The organism is Endozoicomonas atrinae, from assembly GCF_001647025.1.
GTDB classification, from domain to species: Bacteria; Pseudomonadota; Gammaproteobacteria; order Pseudomonadales; family Endozoicomonadaceae; genus Endozoicomonas; species Endozoicomonas atrinae.
Genome location: NZ_LUKQ02000103.1, coordinates 1 through 19173, shown reverse-complemented (window position 1 = coordinate 19173; position 19173 = coordinate 1). Strand labels below are relative to the sequence as shown.

Annotated in this window: 15 protein-coding genes; 10 read left to right on the top strand and 5 right to left on the bottom strand. The window is 48.5% G+C overall.

What is annotated here, in order from left to right; translation table 11 throughout:
* Positions 1–117: 117 nt before the first annotated feature.
* Positions 118–1635 (top strand): hypothetical protein, encoded by a 1518-nt coding sequence (locus AK963_RS15055; protein ID WP_139117430.1) that lies wholly within the window; start codon positions 118–120, stop codon positions 1633–1635.
* 233 nt (positions 1636–1868) lie between these two features.
* Here the strand turns inward: AK963_RS15055 and AK963_RS15050 are convergent, their stop codons facing one another.
* From AK963_RS15050 to AK963_RS15035, 5 genes are all read right to left on the bottom strand, one after another.
* Positions 1869–3245 (bottom strand): amino acid permease, encoded by a 1377-nt coding sequence (locus tag AK963_RS15050; RefSeq protein WP_066016269.1) that lies wholly within the window; start codon positions 3243–3245, stop codon positions 1869–1871.
* Positions 3235–4677 (bottom strand): APC family permease, encoded by a 1443-nt coding sequence (locus AK963_RS15045; protein ID WP_083232675.1) that lies wholly within the window; start codon positions 4675–4677, stop codon positions 3235–3237. The genes AK963_RS15050 and AK963_RS15045 overlap by 11 nt, the downstream gene beginning before the upstream one ends.
* 72 nt (positions 4678–4749) lie before the next feature.
* Entirely contained in the window at positions 4750–6618 is a 1869-nt protein-coding gene (locus tag AK963_RS15040; RefSeq protein ID WP_202969790.1) for an Orn/Lys/Arg family decarboxylase, read from the bottom strand.
* Between the two features lie 12 nt (positions 6619–6630).
* Positions 6631–7053 carry an Orn/Lys/Arg decarboxylase N-terminal domain-containing protein gene (locus AK963_RS34915; RefSeq protein ID WP_202969789.1) on the bottom strand — a complete coding sequence of 141 codons (423 nt, stop codon included), beginning with the start codon at positions 7051–7053 and terminating at the stop codon, positions 6631–6633.
* A gap of 423 nt (positions 7054–7476) precedes the next feature.
* Positions 7477–8331, bottom strand: a complete 855-nt coding sequence (locus AK963_RS15035) for a GNAT family N-acetyltransferase (RefSeq protein ID WP_066016268.1) — start codon at positions 8329–8331, stop codon at positions 7477–7479.
* A gap of 866 nt (positions 8332–9197) precedes the next feature.
* Here AK963_RS15035 and argF point away from each other — a divergent pair.
* The 9 genes from argF to AK963_RS14990 all read left to right on the top strand — a co-directional run bounded on the left by argF (position 9198) and on the right by AK963_RS14990 (position 19066).
* Entirely contained in the window at positions 9198–10205 is a 1008-nt protein-coding gene (argF, locus tag AK963_RS15030) for an ornithine carbamoyltransferase (RefSeq protein ID WP_066016267.1), read from the top strand.
* 403 nt (positions 10206–10608) lie between these two features.
* The gene (locus AK963_RS15025; protein WP_066016266.1) at positions 10609–11991 is read left to right on the top strand and encodes a V-type ATP synthase subunit B; all 1383 of its coding nucleotides are present in this window, start codon (positions 10609–10611) and stop codon (positions 11989–11991) included.
* 5 nt (positions 11992–11996) lie between these two features.
* On the top strand, positions 11997–12623 hold the full coding sequence (locus tag AK963_RS15020) for a V-type ATP synthase subunit D (protein ID WP_066016265.1): 627 nt from the start codon (positions 11997–11999) through the stop codon (positions 12621–12623).
* 61 nt (positions 12624–12684) lie between these two features.
* The gene (locus AK963_RS15015) at positions 12685–14517 is read left to right on the top strand and encodes a V-type ATP synthase subunit I (protein WP_066016264.1); all 1833 of its coding nucleotides are present in this window, start codon (positions 12685–12687) and stop codon (positions 14515–14517) included.
* 2 nt (positions 14518–14519) lie between these two features.
* Entirely contained in the window at positions 14520–14969 is a 450-nt protein-coding gene (locus tag AK963_RS15010) for an ATP synthase subunit C (protein WP_066016263.1), read from the top strand.
* Between the two features lie 127 nt (positions 14970–15096).
* Positions 15097–15789 carry a hypothetical protein gene (locus tag AK963_RS15005; protein WP_066016262.1) on the top strand — a complete coding sequence of 231 codons (693 nt, stop codon included), beginning with the start codon at positions 15097–15099 and terminating at the stop codon, positions 15787–15789.
* A gap of 106 nt (positions 15790–15895) precedes the next feature.
* Positions 15896–16585: a DUF2764 family protein gene (locus AK963_RS15000; protein ID WP_020581395.1), complete on the top strand. Its 690-nt coding sequence runs from the start codon at positions 15896–15898 to the stop codon at positions 16583–16585.
* Positions 16586–16660: 75 nt separating this feature from the next.
* Entirely contained in the window at positions 16661–18520 is a 1860-nt protein-coding gene (locus AK963_RS14995; RefSeq protein WP_066016261.1) for a V-type ATP synthase subunit A, read from the top strand.
* A gap of 237 nt (positions 18521–18757) precedes the next feature.
* The gene (locus AK963_RS14990) at positions 18758–19066 is read left to right on the top strand and encodes a transporter substrate-binding domain-containing protein (RefSeq protein ID WP_238593742.1); all 309 of its coding nucleotides are present in this window, start codon (positions 18758–18760) and stop codon (positions 19064–19066) included.
* The last annotated feature ends 107 nt before the right edge of the window (positions 19067–19173 follow it).

The window sequence follows — 19173 nt, the reverse complement described above, 5'->3', positions numbered from 1 at the left end:
TCCTCTCGATTGGTCATGGCGCTGCTCCCTGCTTGATACCAACAGGAAAACAATCGGCCAGAAAAGGGTTAATCGGGAGGTCAAATTAAACTGGTGTTTTGAAGACTTATTACATCGGTGATGACACAGGGGGGAGAGCGTTTAGATGAATTTGAAGGTTTAATGAATAAGCGATTATATCAACACCTGGTTGCCCAAAGTCCGGATTCGGATACACGCTCGAAATTAGTATATGTCGAACCTTCAATTGATCCTGCAATTACTTTTAGTCATCTACCTGAGTGCAGAATGATGGAGCATGCCCACCATTCTCAGTATAGAGTTTTGGATATGGAAGGCAGGCTTCCTCCTTATCCTAAAATACTTGAGCATACCGACAGAGCTCACCCCAGGTTTTTAGTGCCTTTGAAAGGATTGGAAAATGCTGAAATAACTTCGGTTAAACTCCCGCTCTGGTTTGATAAAATTTCAGATATTCTGCTTAAGCTGAAGAAAATTGATGGTGTTAATGTCTCAGATCAGGTGTATCAGGATATGCACCTTGCTGAAGATGCTGAGAATATCTATCGGGTCAATCAGTGTTTAGACGAAATCGGTAAACAGGGAGTTCTTTATATTAGTCATCTCAAGAATCATCTAGATGCTCTGAATCAGACTGAGGTTCCGTACTATTCTATTTTATTTGATTTTTTTCAGTGTTTTCTCGTCAGGCTGCAAGATTTGGCTTATGACCAGACCATCTGTGGCTTAATTGAAAAAGGTGATGCAAGCTCTAGAGCGTTAGCCTTTGAGTTGCTTGGTAAATGGCCAGAGTACTTTTCTGATAGAAAATCATTTTTAGTTAAAGCCATGAAAGGCACCATGAATGATGACGGTACTCGTGAACTCAATGATGAACGTTTCTTTCCAGTTACTCCGTTGGAGGCAGCTTTCTCCTCCCATACTCCTGATATGGAATTAATTAGAAAGTTATTGGAGCTTGGAGCTAAACCTACCATTCATTGCCTTAACAAACTGCTTAGTATTGATGTCTCTTCACTTACTAAAAATGATGCGTCCATGCTGAAAGATCTAGCACAGTTGTTATATGGTTGTGGTTTGGATTTATATCAACCTGATTATTTGGATGGTAACTATCCAATGAAGGTGTTGGGTTGTATTCTCAGTCTGACAAAAGAAATTGAAGCTTGTGAGTCTCATGGGCATGGTATGAAAAAAGATGCTCTTGATGATGTTTTACATGGATATCGTCTTTCTTCAGAAGAGCTTGAAAATTTTGAACATGATTTAGATAACTTGGCAACTGAAATAGCGCAAAAAAAAGTATTTCTAGAAATGCTGGAAAAGTTAAATGATTGGTTAAAGAAAAATGTTGATGCTAATTGTCTTCGTGAGAAGTTTCCTCTTAAAAAAACACACCTTCATTTAGTCGCTGACGCTCATGGGCTTAGTCCTGAAGCTACACTCAAATATCTTGGGGAAATGTTGGAGTGGGGATGTAAGCCTGACTGGGAGGAACAACTATCTGTTCCCCAGTGGGGCAAGAGCAGAATAACTGCTCTTGAACTTCTTGAGAAGAGGTTTGGTCAAGATCACCCTGTGGTTGGAGAGTTCAAGAAAATAACTGATAAGTAGCCTGGGTCTTCATAGCTCATTGTAAGGGATCATTGTCGTTAGTTTTAGTCATTATTTTGTGACTTAAGGGTCGATATAATCCTTGGCAGGCTATTGGTATAACACGGAAAAAATATCGGTGCCACGGGTTAGTTCGCATAGAGTAAAGAGCGCTTATTGCACCAAACATTGCTTGCCCTTTTTATATTTATGAGGCAAACAATATTCGAAGCCGTATGGATATATGTAACCCCTTAGTCATCATTATTATCAACATTAACTATTTTAATATTCATCAATATTGCATAGATGCCTGGAACAATCATCACCATGGCGATGACCATCATCAGCTCGTCATAATTGGCTGAAGCAAAGGCAGAGATAATAAACAGTGAAGAAAGAGCCACAATCGCGATGTTGGAGCGGGATGTTTTCTTCTCCAGGTGGTCCAGTTTCAGCAATGCCACGCCGGACCAGAAATAAGGAAATAACAGTAAAAGAACCGAGATGGTTACTGAGATATTAAACGCCTCGGCAATATCGCTGCCCATCAACATCAGAACCAGTTCTACGGCGGTCATGATGACGCCGTTAATCACCAGTCCCTTGCTGGCAATGCCATATCGATTGGTATAGGAATAAGCTTTTGGTAGAAAGCCATTGTCGGCACTGGTTTTTGCCGCGCTTACCGAATTGAGTCCCCAGACCATAAAGCTGGCGATACAGGCAATGGCCATCACCAGTGATACTATCTGACCAACGTAGGAGGAGTGAAAGATTTTTTCCATGGAAAGGGCAAACGAAGCCGGGGCTTCCTGAATCACTTTGGCGGTAAACATGCCTTCCATCACCGTGGTGGAAAGGATATAAAAAACAGCCACGACCAGAAAGCCGACAATGGTGGCAACAGGTACCACCTTTTGGGGGTTCTCGATCTGCTCAGCGTTGGTGGCCACACTTTCTACACCTACATAAGAAAAGATCAGTATGGCAAACCCGGCCATAATAGCTGAACCGTCGCCTTTGCCTGAGACATTCCAGTTTTCACGAAACTGGGCAGGACTGAATTCCAACCACCCCAGAATACTGGTCAGTACAACAGCGATCAGCAGAAGTGTGACGGTGATGGACACTACCTGTGCAATGATGCCGACCCCTCTCAGGGAAAGCACCACAAAGAGCCAGATCAAAGCGATTACGGTACAGCCGAGAACGATCGGATCATTCAGTTCGGGAATAAACATGGCGATGTAGCCAAGACCCGCTATGAGAATGGACACATTGGAAATCAAGTTCCCATAGACATAAAAGAAACCGCACTTGGCACCAATGATCGGACTGACAGTAGTGGCCAGGGCTGTGGGGCTTGGGTCATCAAAACGTTCACCGGCTCTGACATAAACCAGTGTCAGAAACAGGGCGCCCAGGGTGACCAGTATAAATGAGACCAGAGTAATTGAGCCGGTAAAAGCCAGCTGCTGGGGCAGGGCAATGACACCACTACCAGCAAGGCTGGAAATAATCAAAAAGGTGGCACCGATGACACCCAGTTTTTTCGCATTGCCCTCTGTTGGGGTTGAGTCAGGTTGACTTGAAGACGTCTGTTGTTTATCCGGGGTGTCACTGGACATGGTGAAGACTCCTGTGCCCTGCGCGGTGGTAATAAAACAGCGGTAATGACATAAAGATGATGCAGCCAGCCAGCAAAAAGCCAATGTAGCCAAGGATTGCGGTTAGTCCCTCTTCTCTAACGGCGGCTGTGGGGATAAAACCAAAGATGAAGACAAAGCAGCTGGTGATAATGGCAACACCAGAAACCAGCCAGATACCAGGCTTACCGCCGGGAATCCGATAACTGCGATAGATCTCGGGGCGTGAATAGCGCAGTTTAATTGCTGCGGCAAACATCAGCAGATACATGATCAGATAAAGCTGTGCAGCAAGGGCATTCATTAACATAAAGGCACTGCTGACCGAAGGCATGAATAAAATAGCCAGTGATAGCAGGGCGGACAGTGAGGCTTGCAGTATTAAAATGGGTACAGGAACACCGTATTTATTGTTTTTCTGCCAGAGGCTCGGGAAGTAGCCTTCCTGGGCTGCTTCCCGAATGCCTTTTGAAGGGCCGATCATCCAGGTAATCACCATAATCATCGCGCCATAGGCAATCAGCAGGGTAATTATGGGAGCCAGCCAGGAGAGATCATGGATAGCAAAGAAGGTTCTGAGCGCCTGATCCACGCCGGCACTCAAGCTGACATCCCTGGAAGGGATCACCAGCGCAATGGAAAGTGATGCCAGCAGCGACAGAGCGATGATCAGGGCACAGGCTGAAAAAATGGCTTTTGGGTAACTCTTTCCCGGGTCTTTGACTTCTGTGACATGAACGGCGGACATCTCCATACCGGTAAACGACACCAGCATGGCGGCCATCAGCATCAGATGCTGGACATTTTCAAACTTTGGAATAGTGGCTGCCCAGGAAAATTGAATGGCAGTGGGCTTACCCGATAAAAGGTACATTCCACCCAGCGTGATAATAATCAGGCAGGGAATAATACTGCCAATAATAACGCCTGTAGTGCTGAGCAGGGCCGAGAACTTCAGCCCTCTCAGGTTGACCAGTGTAGAAAAAGCCAGTGCCAGCCAGATAAACCCGACCACAAACCATTTATTTTCGGCCAGTGCCGGATGAATGATGTAGGCCACGGCAGAAGCGGCAAAGGCAAGGACCATGGCAAACCAGGGCAGGTTTTCTACCCACTGCATAAAAATCGCAACGACACCCCACTTGGGGCCAAAGGCTTCAGTCACCCATAGATAAACCCCGCCTTCACCCTGCCAGCCGGAAGCCAGTTCAGCAGATACCAGGGCGGAAGGGATAAAGAAACACAGTGCCGCCAGGCCGAGGTAGAAAACCAGTGAGTACCCATACTCTGCCAGACTGGGGAGAGCATGGAGAGCCAGTATGGCTGCCACATTGATCATGGTCAGGGTGAAAACATTGAGCTTATGGGGCAGCTTTTTTAAACGTACATGGCTTGATGTTTTTTTCTTCATCATTCTCTTGGTAAAGAGCGGGAGTTGGGTCGGTCGTTAAAAGTAATCGGGAGTGTGAAACTCCCGGTGGATGGGTCATGCTTTCACGCATAGGGTATGGAAGAATTTCTTTCCATCTCGTTCTACCCGTTCGACGCCATGTATATCGCTTTCGTAGCCAGGGAACAGGTTTTCAAAGTTCTGCCTTGCCGTCAGATAGTCAAAAATGGGTCTGGCTTTATCATTCATGGATTCACCGCCCATCATGATGGGGATGCCGGGAGGGTAGGGAACCATCATGACGGCTGGAACCCGCCCCTCCATGGCTTCCAGCTCAACATATTCAACTTGTTTTCTGACGACAGAGTGGTAGGCATCGGCTGGCTTCATGGCTGGGTCCGGAATAACCTGGAAGGCTGCCTGCATTTTGTCGAGCATCTGGTGCTCTTTAAAATACTGGTGAATTTCATTGCAATGATCCTTCAGGCCGACACCGGCGTAAGTCTCCGGATAGTCAGTGACCAGTCTGGGCAGTGCCTGTTCAAGAGGCGCATTACTGTCATAAAGAGCCTTGAATTTGAGCAACGCTGAAAGCAGGGCGCTTTGTTTGGCTTTGGTGGTACCCAGCGAGTTGAGCAGCAGGAAGGAATAATAATCGGTTTTTTCGCAGACAATGCCGTGTTTGATCAGGTAGTCGGTAACGATGGACGCAGGAATGCCTTCATCAGCAAGGTTACCAGCATCATCAAGCCCTGGTGTGATAAACGTCAGCTTTATGGGGTCCAGCATGGCATAGTTGTCTTCAATATCTTCAAAGCCGTGCCAGTCATTCTTCCGGTTGAATACCCAGGCTTCCTGATGGTTGCCCAGGTATTCCACAGGAACATTTTCAAAAGCCGTATCACTGCCGTCGTAATTGACAATGCGAGGTTGCCACATTTCAAAAAACCAGCTTTTGGCAGTTTTCATTTCTCTGGCAATCCGGGTGACTTTCTGGCGCAGACGAATAGCCTCCAGAATAATGTCGTTCAGCATGATTTCACCGTTGTCATCCATCATTTTGGTGGCAACGTCCAGCGACGCAATCATACTGTACTGTGGCGAGGTGGATGAGTGCATCATATAGGATTCGTTAATCTCATCCGGGTTGATTTTGACTTTACTGCCACTGCGGATATGCAACATGGATGCCTGGGAGAAGGCAGTCAGTAGCTTATGAGTCGAGTGGGAGCAGAAGATAGGCGGGTGGTCGCTGTTCCTATCGTCATCTGCCATGCCAAAGTGATCTTTGTAGATTGGATGAAATCGGGCGTAGGCATACCAGGCTTCGTCGAAGTGCAGGTTTTCGACACTTTGCTGAAGCTCTTTTTTAATGTTGATAACGTTGTAGCAGATACCATCGTAGGTTGAGTTCGTCAGGGCTGACATTTTTACTGCACTCTGACTTTTTATCTCAGCCGGAATATTAGGATTAGCATCAATTTTGCTGCGGATGGATTCTTCCGAAAACTTGGATAAACGGCAGGGGCCGATGATTCCCCGTTTGTTTCTTCTCGGAACCATGTACACCGGATAGGCATCGGTAATGACCATGGCATAGTTCAGGGACTTATGACAGTTGCGATCGACAAAGGCAATGTCATCCCTGACCAGCTGGCTGCGCCAGATGATCTGGTTAACGTTGGATGTCCCATTGAGAACGTAATAGGTGTAGTCAGCGCCAAATACACGGGCAGAATTTTTCTCTGCATCGCCCACCACACCTGAATGGTCCAGTAAAGAACCGAGTTCCGGTACAGAGATCGACAGGTCGGCACGAAAGACATTCTCACCATAAAAGTCATGCATGGCCGTGCCGGAGGGGCTGTGCAGAAAGCCTTCACCACCCATATGGCCTGGCGTGTGCCAAGCGTATTTATACTCCTGAGAGTACTCGACAAGGGCTCCGAAAAAGGTGGGATACACACTCCGGATATACTAATTTACAAAGACATCAATACGCCCGGCGAGAAATTCGATGGTGTCTGCCGTTTTCCACAGAGCATCATCAATAACCTCAAGGACGTGAGTAGGAATATTAGCTGCGGCCAGTCGTTCGGTCAGCAATAGAATTGGGATATGTTTATTTCGGGAACGAATGAGATTAAGCAGTTCTTCGGGCTCCATATTCTCACTGCAGGTTTCGCTGCGAATATCCCAGTCGATAATAACGGCACCCAGATCAGAGCGGGACATGAAAATTTCAACGCCATCCTCGTAACTGAATGACGGGTGTACGGTCAGTTCCTGAACCTCTTCCAGATTCTCTACCAGTTCTCGCAGGCGGAAACCTTCGTCATTGTTGGCGTCAAACTGAGCAGAAATAATCAGGACTGGCCATGCCCGTTTGGTGATTTTCATAATCAACCTCGAAGAAAGCGGCTTGACAGGAACTCGGTATTACACAGAGGTGTATGCCTGAGAGTGGCATTGAATAGCGGATAAGTACTTCTATGAAAGGATAGTCTCAGTATGGAAGTTGTGCCAAAAGGATAGGCAGAAGGCTGTAGCTTTCTGGGAAAGGTTACAGCTCAGTGTGATGCATTGGTCAGGGGAGCTATTTTTATTCGCACAGTAAGTGAACTCAATGGTGAAAGACAGGGAAGCTCAAGAGGGGATCAACTGGTCGTCCAATCCTTTTGTCATAAAAGTACTCAGGTAATACCCATAGAGCATAAAGGCGAACAGGGCAGGACATTTTAATGATTGGCTTTGCCTGCCCATGAATCTAATCAGCTACTCTTGATGCAGGTTTTCTTGCACTCTATCTATGCAGTGGTCAAGTTAATCGGACACTGTAAATGTTTTCTTAAAGCCGATATATCTATCAGGGTCTCTCCCCATTCTCTCAGCAGAGCATCTTTCCATACCACATTTTCCTTCGTAAAGATGGATGGCAGGTTTGTTTCCTGTTCTAGTGCATATCAACAGTTCGAACTCTGGATCTGTGCAGTTTATTTGTTGGATAGCCGCATCGAATAGCTTTTTTCCAAGCCCTTGCCCACGCGTTTCTACGCCCATTTGGTCAATGTAATAAGTAATACCAGGTTTATCAGTCTTGAGTGGCCAGAAATTGAGAAATCCATCGCACACTCCTTCCTTATTAACTGATATAACCCATTCAGCTTGGCCTGAAAGAGCGTTGGCAGTCTCGATAGAGGATGCTAGGGAAAATTCTTTAAGGCCTTTAGCCCGAATGTCGCTGTGCTGTGACAGTTCAGGTAAATCTAATTCAACGTAATTATCATGAACTGTTTTATTGTAGAGTTTTTGAATTACAGGGTGAAGAGTGGTCATTAACTGATATGAATAATCTATTTTATCAGGAGCTCTTGGGTTTGGCTCCTTAGGAGTTCGAGACAGGAGGCTAATCATGTCTTGCTCTGTTAAATGATGGATCCCAGGTGGCCAGTGAGGATTCGAGCTTTTATCAGAAAGACAAACTTTCCTGGTTCCGAGAGCTTTATCTATCTGCATTTCAACACGTTGAATACTGTCACCCTGGAATAAAATTTCTACATCATTTCCTTCCAGCTTCTTCCATTTCGCTTTACTACAACTATCCGCTGCATCGTAATTTTCGCTTGCTTCTGCCATTGCAAACGTTTGAGTGGAGTGCGTAGCAATGCCTGTTGTCAATTTATACTCCTGCCGTATAAGTAATTGAATTTCAGAGAATAGCAATTAGGGTGGGGTAGGAAATACTCCCCTATATATTTCAAACCCAAGTTTAGATTGAGGGAGGTCAAAATAGTTCAAAAATAGGCGCAAGGCGGCGATCCCTGGTCCGAACCTTAATCAATTGGAATCATCATGATCACTCTTTGCAGAGCACAGTATTGAGATGCTGAGAATACTGATCGACCATTGCGGTAAGGATGAGTTCAATGGCTGCAAGCTTGACCTGGCAGCTTTACACAACCTGTCTTCCAGAAGATAAACACATTGCTGGTAAGTGCTTTGCTCAAACGATTAAGCGATAGAATCTGATGCTGTAATCCCGGTTGAAAAGGCTGATGAGTATGACGGTGTACTTCTCAAGATCTGAAGACATGCGCGACAACGTTATTTGAGGATTTGTATACAGAGAGAACTATCAGCAGCGTTGATTCATGACCAAATGGATCAAGCAAAATCTGAAGATCCTGCTGTTCCCTGGTCAGAGCGAAAATGTGTCAAAGCTCAAGTGCAGTTAGCCATGGTCGCTTCATCTATTGCCGAGGCTTTCTGAACATATGACTCACGTTAAAGTGGCAATAAATAGGGAGCCTTATAAGCAGGGTAAAGTCTGGAAACGTATTTTTACGTAATGCCTTCCGTATCATCCGGCGCTAGTCTATGGCCGAATGAAATTCAATTTGGAGCTGGACAGCAATAACCGGTCTATGGATGATGTGACTCGCTGACTCCTTATCGTAAGCAGTAATGAGATTGTCACTGACTACGTAAGGACCGTTGGATTGTGTAAGAAAGAACAATAAATGACCTGACACAGGAAACTGTATATGACTCAGAGTTTGCAGAACCGTCATTTTCTCAAGCTACTGGACTTTTCTCCGCTGGAGATCAGCCACTTACTGGAGCGCGCAGCACAGCTGAAAGCGGCAAAGCGATCCGGTACTGAGGAACAGTTTTTAACCGGGCGAAATATTGCCCTGATTTTTGAAAAGGCCTCGACTCGAACCCGGTGCGCCTTTGAGGTGGCCTGTTTTGATCAGGGTGCCAATGTCACCTATATCGGTGGCGGCTCACAGATGGGAGCCAAAGAGACGGTTAAGGATACTGCGCGGGTACTGGGGCGCATGTACGACGGTATTGAGTTTCGTGGTCACCTGCAGCAGCACGTTGAAGATCTGGCTGCTTATTCCGGGGTGCCGGTATGGAATGGCCTGACCGATGACTGGCATCCAACCCAGGTGCTTGCGGATTTTCTGACCATGCAGGAACACGGTAATGGTCGCCCTCTGACGGAGATGAAACTCTGCTATCTCGGAGATGGTCGCAATAATGTGGCTAACTCGCTGATGGTTGGCTCTGCGAAAATGGGTGTGGATTTCAGAATTGCCGCACCGGCTGAGTTTTTCCCCGACACTGCACTTATTGAGCAATGTCGCGAAATTGCCCGGGAAACCGGAGCAAAGATCACCATTACCGAGTCGGTGGATGAAGCGGTCGCTGGTTGTGATTTTCTTTACACCGACGTCTGGGTTTCCATGGGTGAGCCGATGGAGGCGTGGGATGAAAGGGTCAAACTGATGAAGCCCTATCAGGTGAATCAGGCAGTGATGCAAAAAACAGGCAATGCCAATGTCCGTTTCCTGCACTGCCTGCCAGCCTTTCACAATGATGACACAGTGATTGGTAAAGAAGTCGCTGACAAATTTGGTATGAACGGTCTGGAAGTCACCGAGGATGTCTTTGAGTCTGACGCTTCCATTGTGTTTGATCAGGCAGAAAACCGTATGCATACCATCAAGGCAGTGATGGTGGAAACATTGGGTAGAAGTCTTTAGCCCATAGGGTATCCGTAGTTCGTACAAACGACGGTTATCCATCAGAATTGCAGGAAGCAATAAGTCTGACCTGCTGTTCAGGTAGAACTCTGCGAAACTCGTGGAATTGTCTACTCTATTAGGTGTTTTTCATTCGTTACTTAAAATGGTTCCTCAGTGATTTTCCTGTGGAGTACTGAGGTGCTTGTGTTAATGAGATCTAAAGTTTGCTTACAGGAGGCTTGGATAGAGCCAGCAGTACTAATCAGTGTTTGAACTTAATTAGTTCAAACATACGACACTTGGCTTATGTTGTGTGCAATGAGGTGTATCGCACTTACTCAGCGTCACCTGCATGACTGATGATCTTCTGAGCCCATGATCCATTCTCTTTTCATTTTCCCAGCAGTATAGAGGAGCAGTAATGCCCCAGAGCCTATTGCGATACACCAATATTCTCAGCATCGTTGGTGACCTCATTCGCGTCCACGTACCTAACCTGGCTGAGGGTAATGCCCAGGCTAACTATGGTGACCTGGCGTTGATTGAGCAGGATGGACAGACTTACTCCATGGCACAGATCATCAAGATTGACCATGAAGAGGTTTCTCTCCAGGTTTTTGCCGGCACCAAGGGGCTATCCACTGGTGCGTCTGTCTGCTTCCTGGGCCAGCCAATGAAGACGACATACTCACCCAATATCCTTGGGCGAATCTTTAACGGTGCCGGTGAGCCAATTGATGGTGGCCCTGCACTGGAGCAGGATCCAAAGGTAGAGATCGATGGGCCTTCGGTAAACCCTGTTCGTCGTGTACTGGCTTCCCGCATGGTACGCACCAATGTACCTATGATCGATGTCTTCAACACGCTGGTTGAGTCCCAGAAGATTCCTATCTTCTCCGTTGCTGGTGAACCCTACAACCGCTTTCTGGCTCGTATTGCCATTCAGGCCGAGGCGGATGTTGTAGTCTTTGGTGGCATGGGCCTGATCTTCGATGATTACCACTTCTTCCGCACTACCTTTGAAGAAGCTGGTGTATCTTCCCGTACCGTTATGTTCACCAACCTGGCGTCCGATCCAACGGTTGAACGTCTGCTGACGCCGGATATGGCGCTGGCGGTGGCTGAACACTTTGCAGTAGAAGAATCCAAAAAGGTTCTGGTCCTGTTGACCGACATGACCTCTTATGCCGATGCCATGAAAGAGATCGGTGTTGCCATGGACAAGATCCCTGCTAACCGTGGTTATATGGGGGATCTGTACTCCCAGCTGGCGCGTCGTTACGAAAAAGCCTGCGACTACAAGGGCGCGGGCTCTGTAACCATTCTAGCGGTTACGACCATGCCAGGTAATGATGTGACTCACCCGGTTCCGGACAACACCGGATATATCACCGAAGGTCAGTTCTACCTGCACGAAGGACACCTGGATCCATTTGGTTCCCTGTCCCGTTTGAAGCAGATGGTTCAGGGTAAAGAAACCCGCGAAGACCATCCGGCGATTATGAACACCATGATCCGCTTCTACTCTGACTCTGTAAATGCTGCCCAGAAGCAGGCAATGGCATTTGAACTGTCCAGCTATGACTTGAAAACTATCAAGTTTGGCAAGCTCTTCAAGAAACGCTTTATGTCTCTGGACGCTGCCATGTCTCTGGAAGAAGCGCTGGATAAGTGCTGGGAAACCATGGCTGAATGCTTTGGACCTGAAGAGACCCTGATGAAACAGAGTCTTCTGGAAAAGTACTGGCCAAACCCAGAGCAACTGGCCGTTGAGGAAGCTTCTGAAGCTGCAGCTGAGGCGTAATTATCATGGCCAAGGTAGCTCTCAACAAAAGTTCATTAAACAAAGAGAAGCGCAGTTTAAAGACGTACAACCGTTATCTGCCGGCGCTTGAACTCAAGCGTCAGCAGCTGATGATGGAACGTAAGAAGGCCGAAGAGGCGCTGGCACAAACGCGGGAACATCTGGCTGAAGTGGAGCAGCTGGTCAGACAGCAGCTCCCGATGCTGGCAAGACAGGATGTTCCGGTGGACAACCTGGTAAAGGTGACGGATGTACGCCTGACCCAGGAGAATATTGTCGGAACATCGGTTCCTCTGGTAGAGCATATTGAAATTGCGCTGACACCATACAGTGATCTGGCCAAACCCCACTGGGTTGATTACCTGGTTGAGCTTCTGCAGCAGATGATTCGCCTGAGAATAGAACTTCAGGTTCGTCAGCTTCGCCACAAGGAGCTGGACAAGGCGACACGTACTACGTCCCAGCGGGTAAACCTGTTCTCCAAGGTTCTGATTCCCCAGACCAAAAAGAACATCCAGAAAATCCAGATCTATATGTCTGACCAGGACAGAGCCAGCGTGATGAACGCCAAGCTCTCCAAGGGCAAGGTTCTGGCCCAGGAAGCCAAAGGAGGTCATTCGCAGGCAGGCTGATATCCGGCTGGTGTCTGGCTCGGTAAGAACCTGACACACATAACCTGCGAAAGCATTGATTATGGCTATTAAACGACTTAAAAAGATCACCCTTTACGGGCCCAGTCAGGAGAAAAGCGGCATCCTTAAGGAGCTGCAATCCCTTGGCTGTCTGCATCTGATTCCATTAACCGAGAAACCGGCTGATGTTCAGGTGCAGCCTGCGGAAGCCAGTGAAGCGAAAGCGTGGCTGGAGCGCAGTCCTAAGCAGAGAAGGCAGGTTCGTAACTTCCGCGAGCGCAAAGATGCTGCCCGGGTAGACGACATTGTTCATAAGATTCTGGACAATAAGTCCAAGTTCCGTGAGCAGTCCGATATTCGCGATAAGCTACAGGAGCGTATTCGGGAAGTGCGTCCCTGGGGAGAATTTACTTTTCCTGCCCTGTCAGACCTGAATGGTCAGCGGCTCTGGTTCTATGTTCTGCCCAATGGAGAACTGCCGGCACTGAGAGATTCGCTGAAAGAGTGCGAGCTGCCCTGGGAGCTGATTCACCAGAGCCAGAAAGACAGTTACGTTATTGTCGTCTCTGATCAGGAGCCTGAAGACGTTCTGCTGCCTGTTCATCGTTCTCATGTGGGTAAGATTCCGCTCTCCCGTCTGGAAGAGATGCTGGATGAAGCAGAAGATGCCATCGAAGACCTTCTGGCTGAGCGCGAAGCGCTGACACGCTGGAACTATCTTCTGGATCAGGTACTGGCAGCTCGTCTGGACAGCGCTGATCTGCAGCAGGCCACCAGTGGCACAATGGATGAAGACAGCTTCTTCCTGGTTCAGGGCTGGGTTCCGGTTTCTGAGCAGGCCAATGTTGAAGCCTTCACTGCTGCCCACGGTGTTGCCGCAATATTTGAAGATCCGACAGCAGACGACAATCCCCCGACGCTGCTGGACAAGCCGGCCGGAACCGGTGGTGGTGCGGATGCCCTTGGGTTCTTCCAAACACCAAACTACCGTGCCTGGGATCCCGGCAATGTGGTGTTTTACTCATTCTCGCTATTCTTTGCGATGATCATGAGTGACGCCATGTACTGTCTGATTTTTGGACTGATCATCTTCCTGCTCAGAGGCAAGCTCAAGCAGAGTGAAGCCGGTCGTCGTCTGATGAATCTGGCGTACTTTATGTCCGGAGTGGGTATTGTCTGGGGTGTCTTTATCGGTAGTTACTTCGGTGCGGCACCGGACAGTGGAAGTTTCCTGGGTAAGCTGGCCTTCATTGATCTCAATGATTACAACGCCATGATGAAACTGTCGGTGGTGATCGGTGTTTCTCACCTGATCATTGCCAACGTCATGACGGCGGTGGTGAATCGTGGCTCAAGTTATGCACTGGCCCCATTGGGCTGGGCGAGCTTGATGGGCGGTGGTCTGACGCTGTGGCTGGGCATGACCCGGACATTGCCAGAAGCCTTTGAAACCACGATTGGTCCCGGACTGATGATTGTCGGTGCCCTGCTGGTATTCCTGTTCTCCAGCAGCCGTGAAGTGAAATCTTTCAAGGACCTTATTCTGAGAATGCTGGATGGCCTGAAAGCCGTCTACAACATTACCGGTGCTTTTGGTGATGTGCTCAGTTACATGCGCCTGTTTGCCCTCGGCCTGTCCGGTGCATCCCTGGCCATGACGTTTAACTCTCTGGCCATGGACGTTCTTAATTCCAGCCCCGTTACCGGTGTGCTGTTTGCGGGAATCATTCTGCTGCTGGGCCACCTCCTTAACTTTGCACTTTGCATCATGAGTGGTGTGGTTCACGGCATGCGTCTTAACGTCATTGAATTTGTCAACTGGGGACTGTCTGACGAAGGCTACCCATTCAAAGTCTTTAACCAACGAACAACTTTTAGTAAAGAAGAGGATTAACAATGGATGCACTGATTATCGCACTGGGTTGGGTAGGTGTTTTCGCGCCGGTTGCTCTGGGTGCAGTGGGTTCAGCAATCGGCTGTTCTGTTGCAGGACAGGCTGCCTGTGGTGCGATGCTGGATGTTGAGAGCGGCTACGGTAAGTTCGTCGGTCTTTCGGCCATGCCATCTTCCCAGGTTATTTACGGCATTGTAATCATGTTTACCCTGAGTGGCATCGGCGTCACTCTGGCCAGCGCTCCTGGTCTGTTTGGTATTGGTCTGCTGACTGGTATTGCCCTGATGTACTCTGCTGTGTACCAGGGACAGGCGGTAGCGGCTGCAATCAATGCTTCCAAGAACAAGCCGGAAGTATTTGGTCTCTCTATCGCACCTGCTGCGATCGTAGAAGGCTTTGCGGTATTTGCTTTCGTATTCGCACTGGTAATGGGTCAGGGCATCGCTGCCTGATGATGTGGTGAATTATTGGAACCACAAAGTCACTAAGACACAAAGTTTAAAAAATCATTTCTCTGTGGCTTTGTGTCTTTGTGGTGACAAAAACTTACTGGCCTATGAGCAAATACAGGATTAGATAATGAGTACTGCAACTCCTGAAAAACAAACCGGGAAAACCGTTTCCGTCGGTGTTCAGGAACTAATCGAAAAGCTGCGTAACCAGGGCGTCGACAGTGGCCGCCAGGAAGCGAGCAAGATTATTTCTGATGCTGAAGCCAAAGCCGCTGAGATGATCGCGGATGCCGAAAAGCGTGCCAGTGCCATTGTTGGCAAGGCCCGTGAAGAAGCTGATTTTATTACCAAAGCAGGTAAAGAAGCACTGCAGCTGGCTGAGCGAAATGCCATTCTTGAGCTGAAAGACTATCTGCTGGAAAAATTCTCTGACCAGATTCGTGCGGTCGTCAGCCATTCCATGGAAGGCGACAAACTGCTGGAAGAGATGATTCTTGAAGTCGCTGGCCAGAACAACCTGCGTGGCGAAAATAATATCGAAGTGATCCTGCCACGAAAAGTGATTGGTGTGGATGAACTGCGCGATAACCCTGAGCTTCTCAAGGCTGGTGGTCTGCTGGAGTTCGCTATGAAGCGTGCCAGTGAGATGCTTCAGGATGGCGTGACGTTCACCGTTGGTGGTGCCAACCAGAGTGGGATTGCGTTCCGTCTGAAAGACAAGGATATCCAGGTAGAGCTGACCGATGAAGCGGTTGCTGCGGTGCTGCTGAAGCATCTGCAGCCACGTTTCCGTGCCCTGCTTGAAGGCATTATTAAATAAAGTGATGTCAGATCATCGGTAGCCGGGTTTACGGCTGCCGTCTGATCCGGTTTCTCATCCTGAGGACTTGTGTCCTGATGCTTGTCCTGAAATAGAGGAGAATGAGATGGCAGACAATGCCTACTATACCCTGCTGACATCGCTGCCGCATATTGACTCACTGTTTAACAGTAAGATTACGCCTATCTCCCGAATTCAGCTGGATCGTCGTCTGGCCATGCTGTCCACGGAAGATCGTGAAACCCTGGTTAAGGTTGAACAGCTGGTTCACTGGAGCCACCTGGGCGAAGAGATCAAAGAAGAGTATTTGATCAACCTGGCAGAGCGCCTGTTGCAGGAGTTGGACAGCCCTGATCTGAAAGAGCTGGTGAACTGGCGTCTGGATATGCGAACCATTGCTGCTGCCTTGAGACGAAAGGCCAATGGTATACAGGCTCCGACGTCTGCGAAATGGAGTTACGGTAGCCGCTACGCTTACATCCGCCGCAACTGGAATCATCCAACCCTCGGTTTGCAGAATGCATTTCCGTGGATCCCGGTGGCTGTTGAATGCCTGAGCAAAAAAGACTACCTCACGCTGGAAAAAACAGTGATGGAAGCGGTGTGGAACAAGCTGAATGAGCTTGGTGCCAGACATCGTTTTGATTTTGAAGCCGTGGTGATCTATCTGCTTCGCTGGAACCTGGTGGCGCGCTGGACGGCCTACAATGGCGAAGAGGCAGTGGTTCGGTTTAATGAGCTGACCCAGCAGGCATTGGGCGAATTTGCCCACCAATTGCCGGGTTCCCCAGATTAAGCGTCAGCAGTGTCGACTATGACAGAAGTGTCCACAACGACATATAGCTGACGATTTACGACAACGGTTATACACATGACTGAAGAGACAAAAACAGATCTGATGCAACAGGCCTCTGCCCGGGTGGTAGCGGTGATGGGGGATATCATCACCATCGAAAGCATCACTGGCCAGGATGGTGAGAGAAAGCCTCTGGTTAAGAACGAGGTGGTTTACGTACTGCCAAGTCGTCGCGCCAATGAAGCGGTAGAAGAACAGCTGATGGCTGAAATTCTCCGTGTTCGTGGTAATACTGCTGATATCCAGGTGTTTGAAGAAACCCGTGGTGTCGCTGTAGGAGACATGATCATCCAGACCGGGCACATGCTGTCTGTGGATCTGGGGCCTGGTATCCTCAGCATGATCTACGACGGTCTGCAGAACCCACTGGAACGTCTGGCGAATCTGCATGGCCGTTTCCTCCAGCGCGGTGTACAGGTTGAGTCCCTGGATCGAACTCAAAACTGGGCCTTTACCGCCGTTGCTAAAATTGGCGATCGACTTCATGCTGGCCAAACCTTTGGCACGGTGCCGGAAGGTCGCTTTACTCATAAGATCATGATTCCATTTGATACTGTGGGCGAAGTGGAAGTGGTCTGGATCCAGGAAGGTAACTTCTCTGTTGACACTGTGGTGGCTCGGGTTAAGAACCAGAAGGGGGAAGAAATTCCTCTGACCATGTACCAGCGCTGGCCAGTGCGTAAGTCGATTTCTGAAACACTTGCAGCGAAAGGAAAGACCGAGCGCCTCTATCCTAACCAGCCACTGATCACCACCACTCGTATCGTGGATACCTTTTTCCCGATTGCCCGTGGTGGTACCGGCTGTATCCCAGGACCTTTCGGCTCTGGTAAGACTGTACTGCAGCACGGTTTCTCCCGCTACTGTGACGCGGATATCGTAATCGTTACTGCCTGCGGTGAGCGTGCCGGTGAGGTAGTAGAAACCATCGAAGAGTTCCCCCACCTGCAGGATCCGAAGACCGGTGGTGCCCTGATCGACCGTACCGTAATCATCTGTAATACGTCGTCCATGCCGGTAGCTGCCCGTGAGGCATCTATCTACACCGGTCTGACACTGGGTGAGTACTATCGCCAGATGGGTTACAACGTTCTGGCCCTGGCGGACTCTACTTCCCGCTGGGCTCAGGCTATGCGTGAAACCTCTAACCGTCTGGAAGAAATTCCTGGTGAAGAAGGCTTCCCTGCTTATATGGACTCTGCCATCAAGGGTGTTTACGAGCGTTGTGGTGTGGTTCGCAACGAAGACGGTGACGAAGGTTCTCTGACCATGATTGGTTCTGTATCACCCGCCGGTGGTAACTTTGAAGAGCCAGTGACCCAGGCAACCCTGAGCACGGTAAAAGCGTTCCTTGGTCTCTCATATGATCGCGCTTACAAGCGTTTCTACCCGGCGATCGATCCACTGATCTCCTGGTCCCGTTACCTGGATCAGCTGGAAGACTGGTACTCCAGGAACCTGTCTCCAGAGTGGGTCAGCAACGTTAAGGAGATGCAGGAACTGCTGGTTCGTGGTGACAGCATCAACCAGATGATGCAGGTAACCGGTGAAGAGGGTATCACCCTTGAAGACTACGTGACGTTCCAGAAGTCCTTCATGCTGGACATGGTGTATCTGCAGCAGGATGCTTTTGATGATGTGGACGCTTCCTGCCCAATCAATCGTCAGCAGGAAAACTTTGACCTGGTGGTAAGTCTGATTCGTCAGCAGTACAACTTCAGTGACAAAGAAGAAGTGCGTGATTACTTCATCAAGCTGACAGGTCTGTTCAAGAACATGCACTATGCGCATCATGGATCCCCTGAGTACAACAACTACATGAACCGTATTCAGGAGCTTCGCAGCCAGCACGCAATGGGAGCTCTGGCTGCATAATGCTGCATTGTTAAATAGCTTGAACCCAGAACTGCCGGTTATGCCGGCAGTTTTTTTATGTGTGGTTTTTGATTCAGGCTCTGGTCAAAAACGACAGGGTATGTACAATGCAGAATGTTTCCTCGTGTAACTGATTTGAATTCGAGGGTAAAGCGGCCAGGGATTTGCCGTACATAATGATAAAAAAAGTTCTGGCACCAGTAAGTACAGGATTTCTGGTTGCGGACAGGAGTTAAAATGAAAAAAATGACCGCTATGCTGGCATTTCTGCTGGCGTTCAGTTCCTCACTTTTTGCCTCTTATAACCAGATATGGGAAGAGTCTACGCTTAACAAGATCATGGAGCGCAAGGTGCTGCGTGTCGGCCTTGATGCTGGTTATATGCCATTCGAAATGACCAACAAGCAGGGTAAAATCGTCGGCTTTGATGTGGACGTTGCCCGGCAGATGGCTAAGTCCATGGGCGTAGAGCTGGAAATTGTTAATACTGCATGGGATGGCATTATTCCGGCACTGGTTACTGATAATACCAATCGCATTTTCTAAATCCTTAAGCTGCCGCCAACTATGCTTAGGCATCATTACCATGCATTATCTAGAACAGATGTCTCGTCGACCACAGCTACCCGAAGGTTTTAATGATGTTGATTTTC

What these genes read in the sequence shown, in the direction of transcription:
- AK963_RS15050 (WP_066016269.1), bottom strand. Translation starts at nt 3,245, where the DNA reads ATGTCCAGTGACACCCCGGATAAACAACAGACGTCTTCAAGTCAACCT.
- AK963_RS15045 (WP_083232675.1), bottom strand. Translation starts at nt 4,677, where the DNA reads ATGATGAAGAAAAAAACATCAAGCCATGTACGTTTAAAAAAGCTGCCC.
- AK963_RS34915 (WP_202969789.1), bottom strand. Translation starts at nt 7,053, where the DNA reads ATGAAAATCACCAAACGGGCATGGCCAGTCCTGATTATTTCTGCTCAG.
- argF (WP_066016267.1), top strand. Translation starts at nt 9,198, where the DNA reads ATGACTCAGAGTTTGCAGAACCGTCATTTTCTCAAGCTACTGGACTTT.
- AK963_RS15025 (WP_066016266.1), top strand. Translation starts at nt 10,609, where the DNA reads ATGCCCCAGAGCCTATTGCGATACACCAATATTCTCAGCATCGTTGGT.
- AK963_RS15020 (WP_066016265.1), top strand. Translation starts at nt 11,997, where the DNA reads ATGGCCAAGGTAGCTCTCAACAAAAGTTCATTAAACAAAGAGAAGCGC.
- AK963_RS15015 (WP_066016264.1), top strand. Translation starts at nt 12,685, where the DNA reads ATGGCTATTAAACGACTTAAAAAGATCACCCTTTACGGGCCCAGTCAG.
- AK963_RS15010 (WP_066016263.1), top strand. Translation starts at nt 14,520, where the DNA reads ATGGATGCACTGATTATCGCACTGGGTTGGGTAGGTGTTTTCGCGCCG.
- AK963_RS15005 (WP_066016262.1), top strand. Translation starts at nt 15,097, where the DNA reads ATGAGTACTGCAACTCCTGAAAAACAAACCGGGAAAACCGTTTCCGTC.
- AK963_RS15000 (WP_020581395.1), top strand. Translation starts at nt 15,896, where the DNA reads ATGGCAGACAATGCCTACTATACCCTGCTGACATCGCTGCCGCATATT.
- AK963_RS14995 (WP_066016261.1), top strand. Translation starts at nt 16,661, where the DNA reads ATGACTGAAGAGACAAAAACAGATCTGATGCAACAGGCCTCTGCCCGG.
- AK963_RS14990 (WP_238593742.1), top strand. Translation starts at nt 18,758, where the DNA reads ATGAAAAAAATGACCGCTATGCTGGCATTTCTGCTGGCGTTCAGTTCC.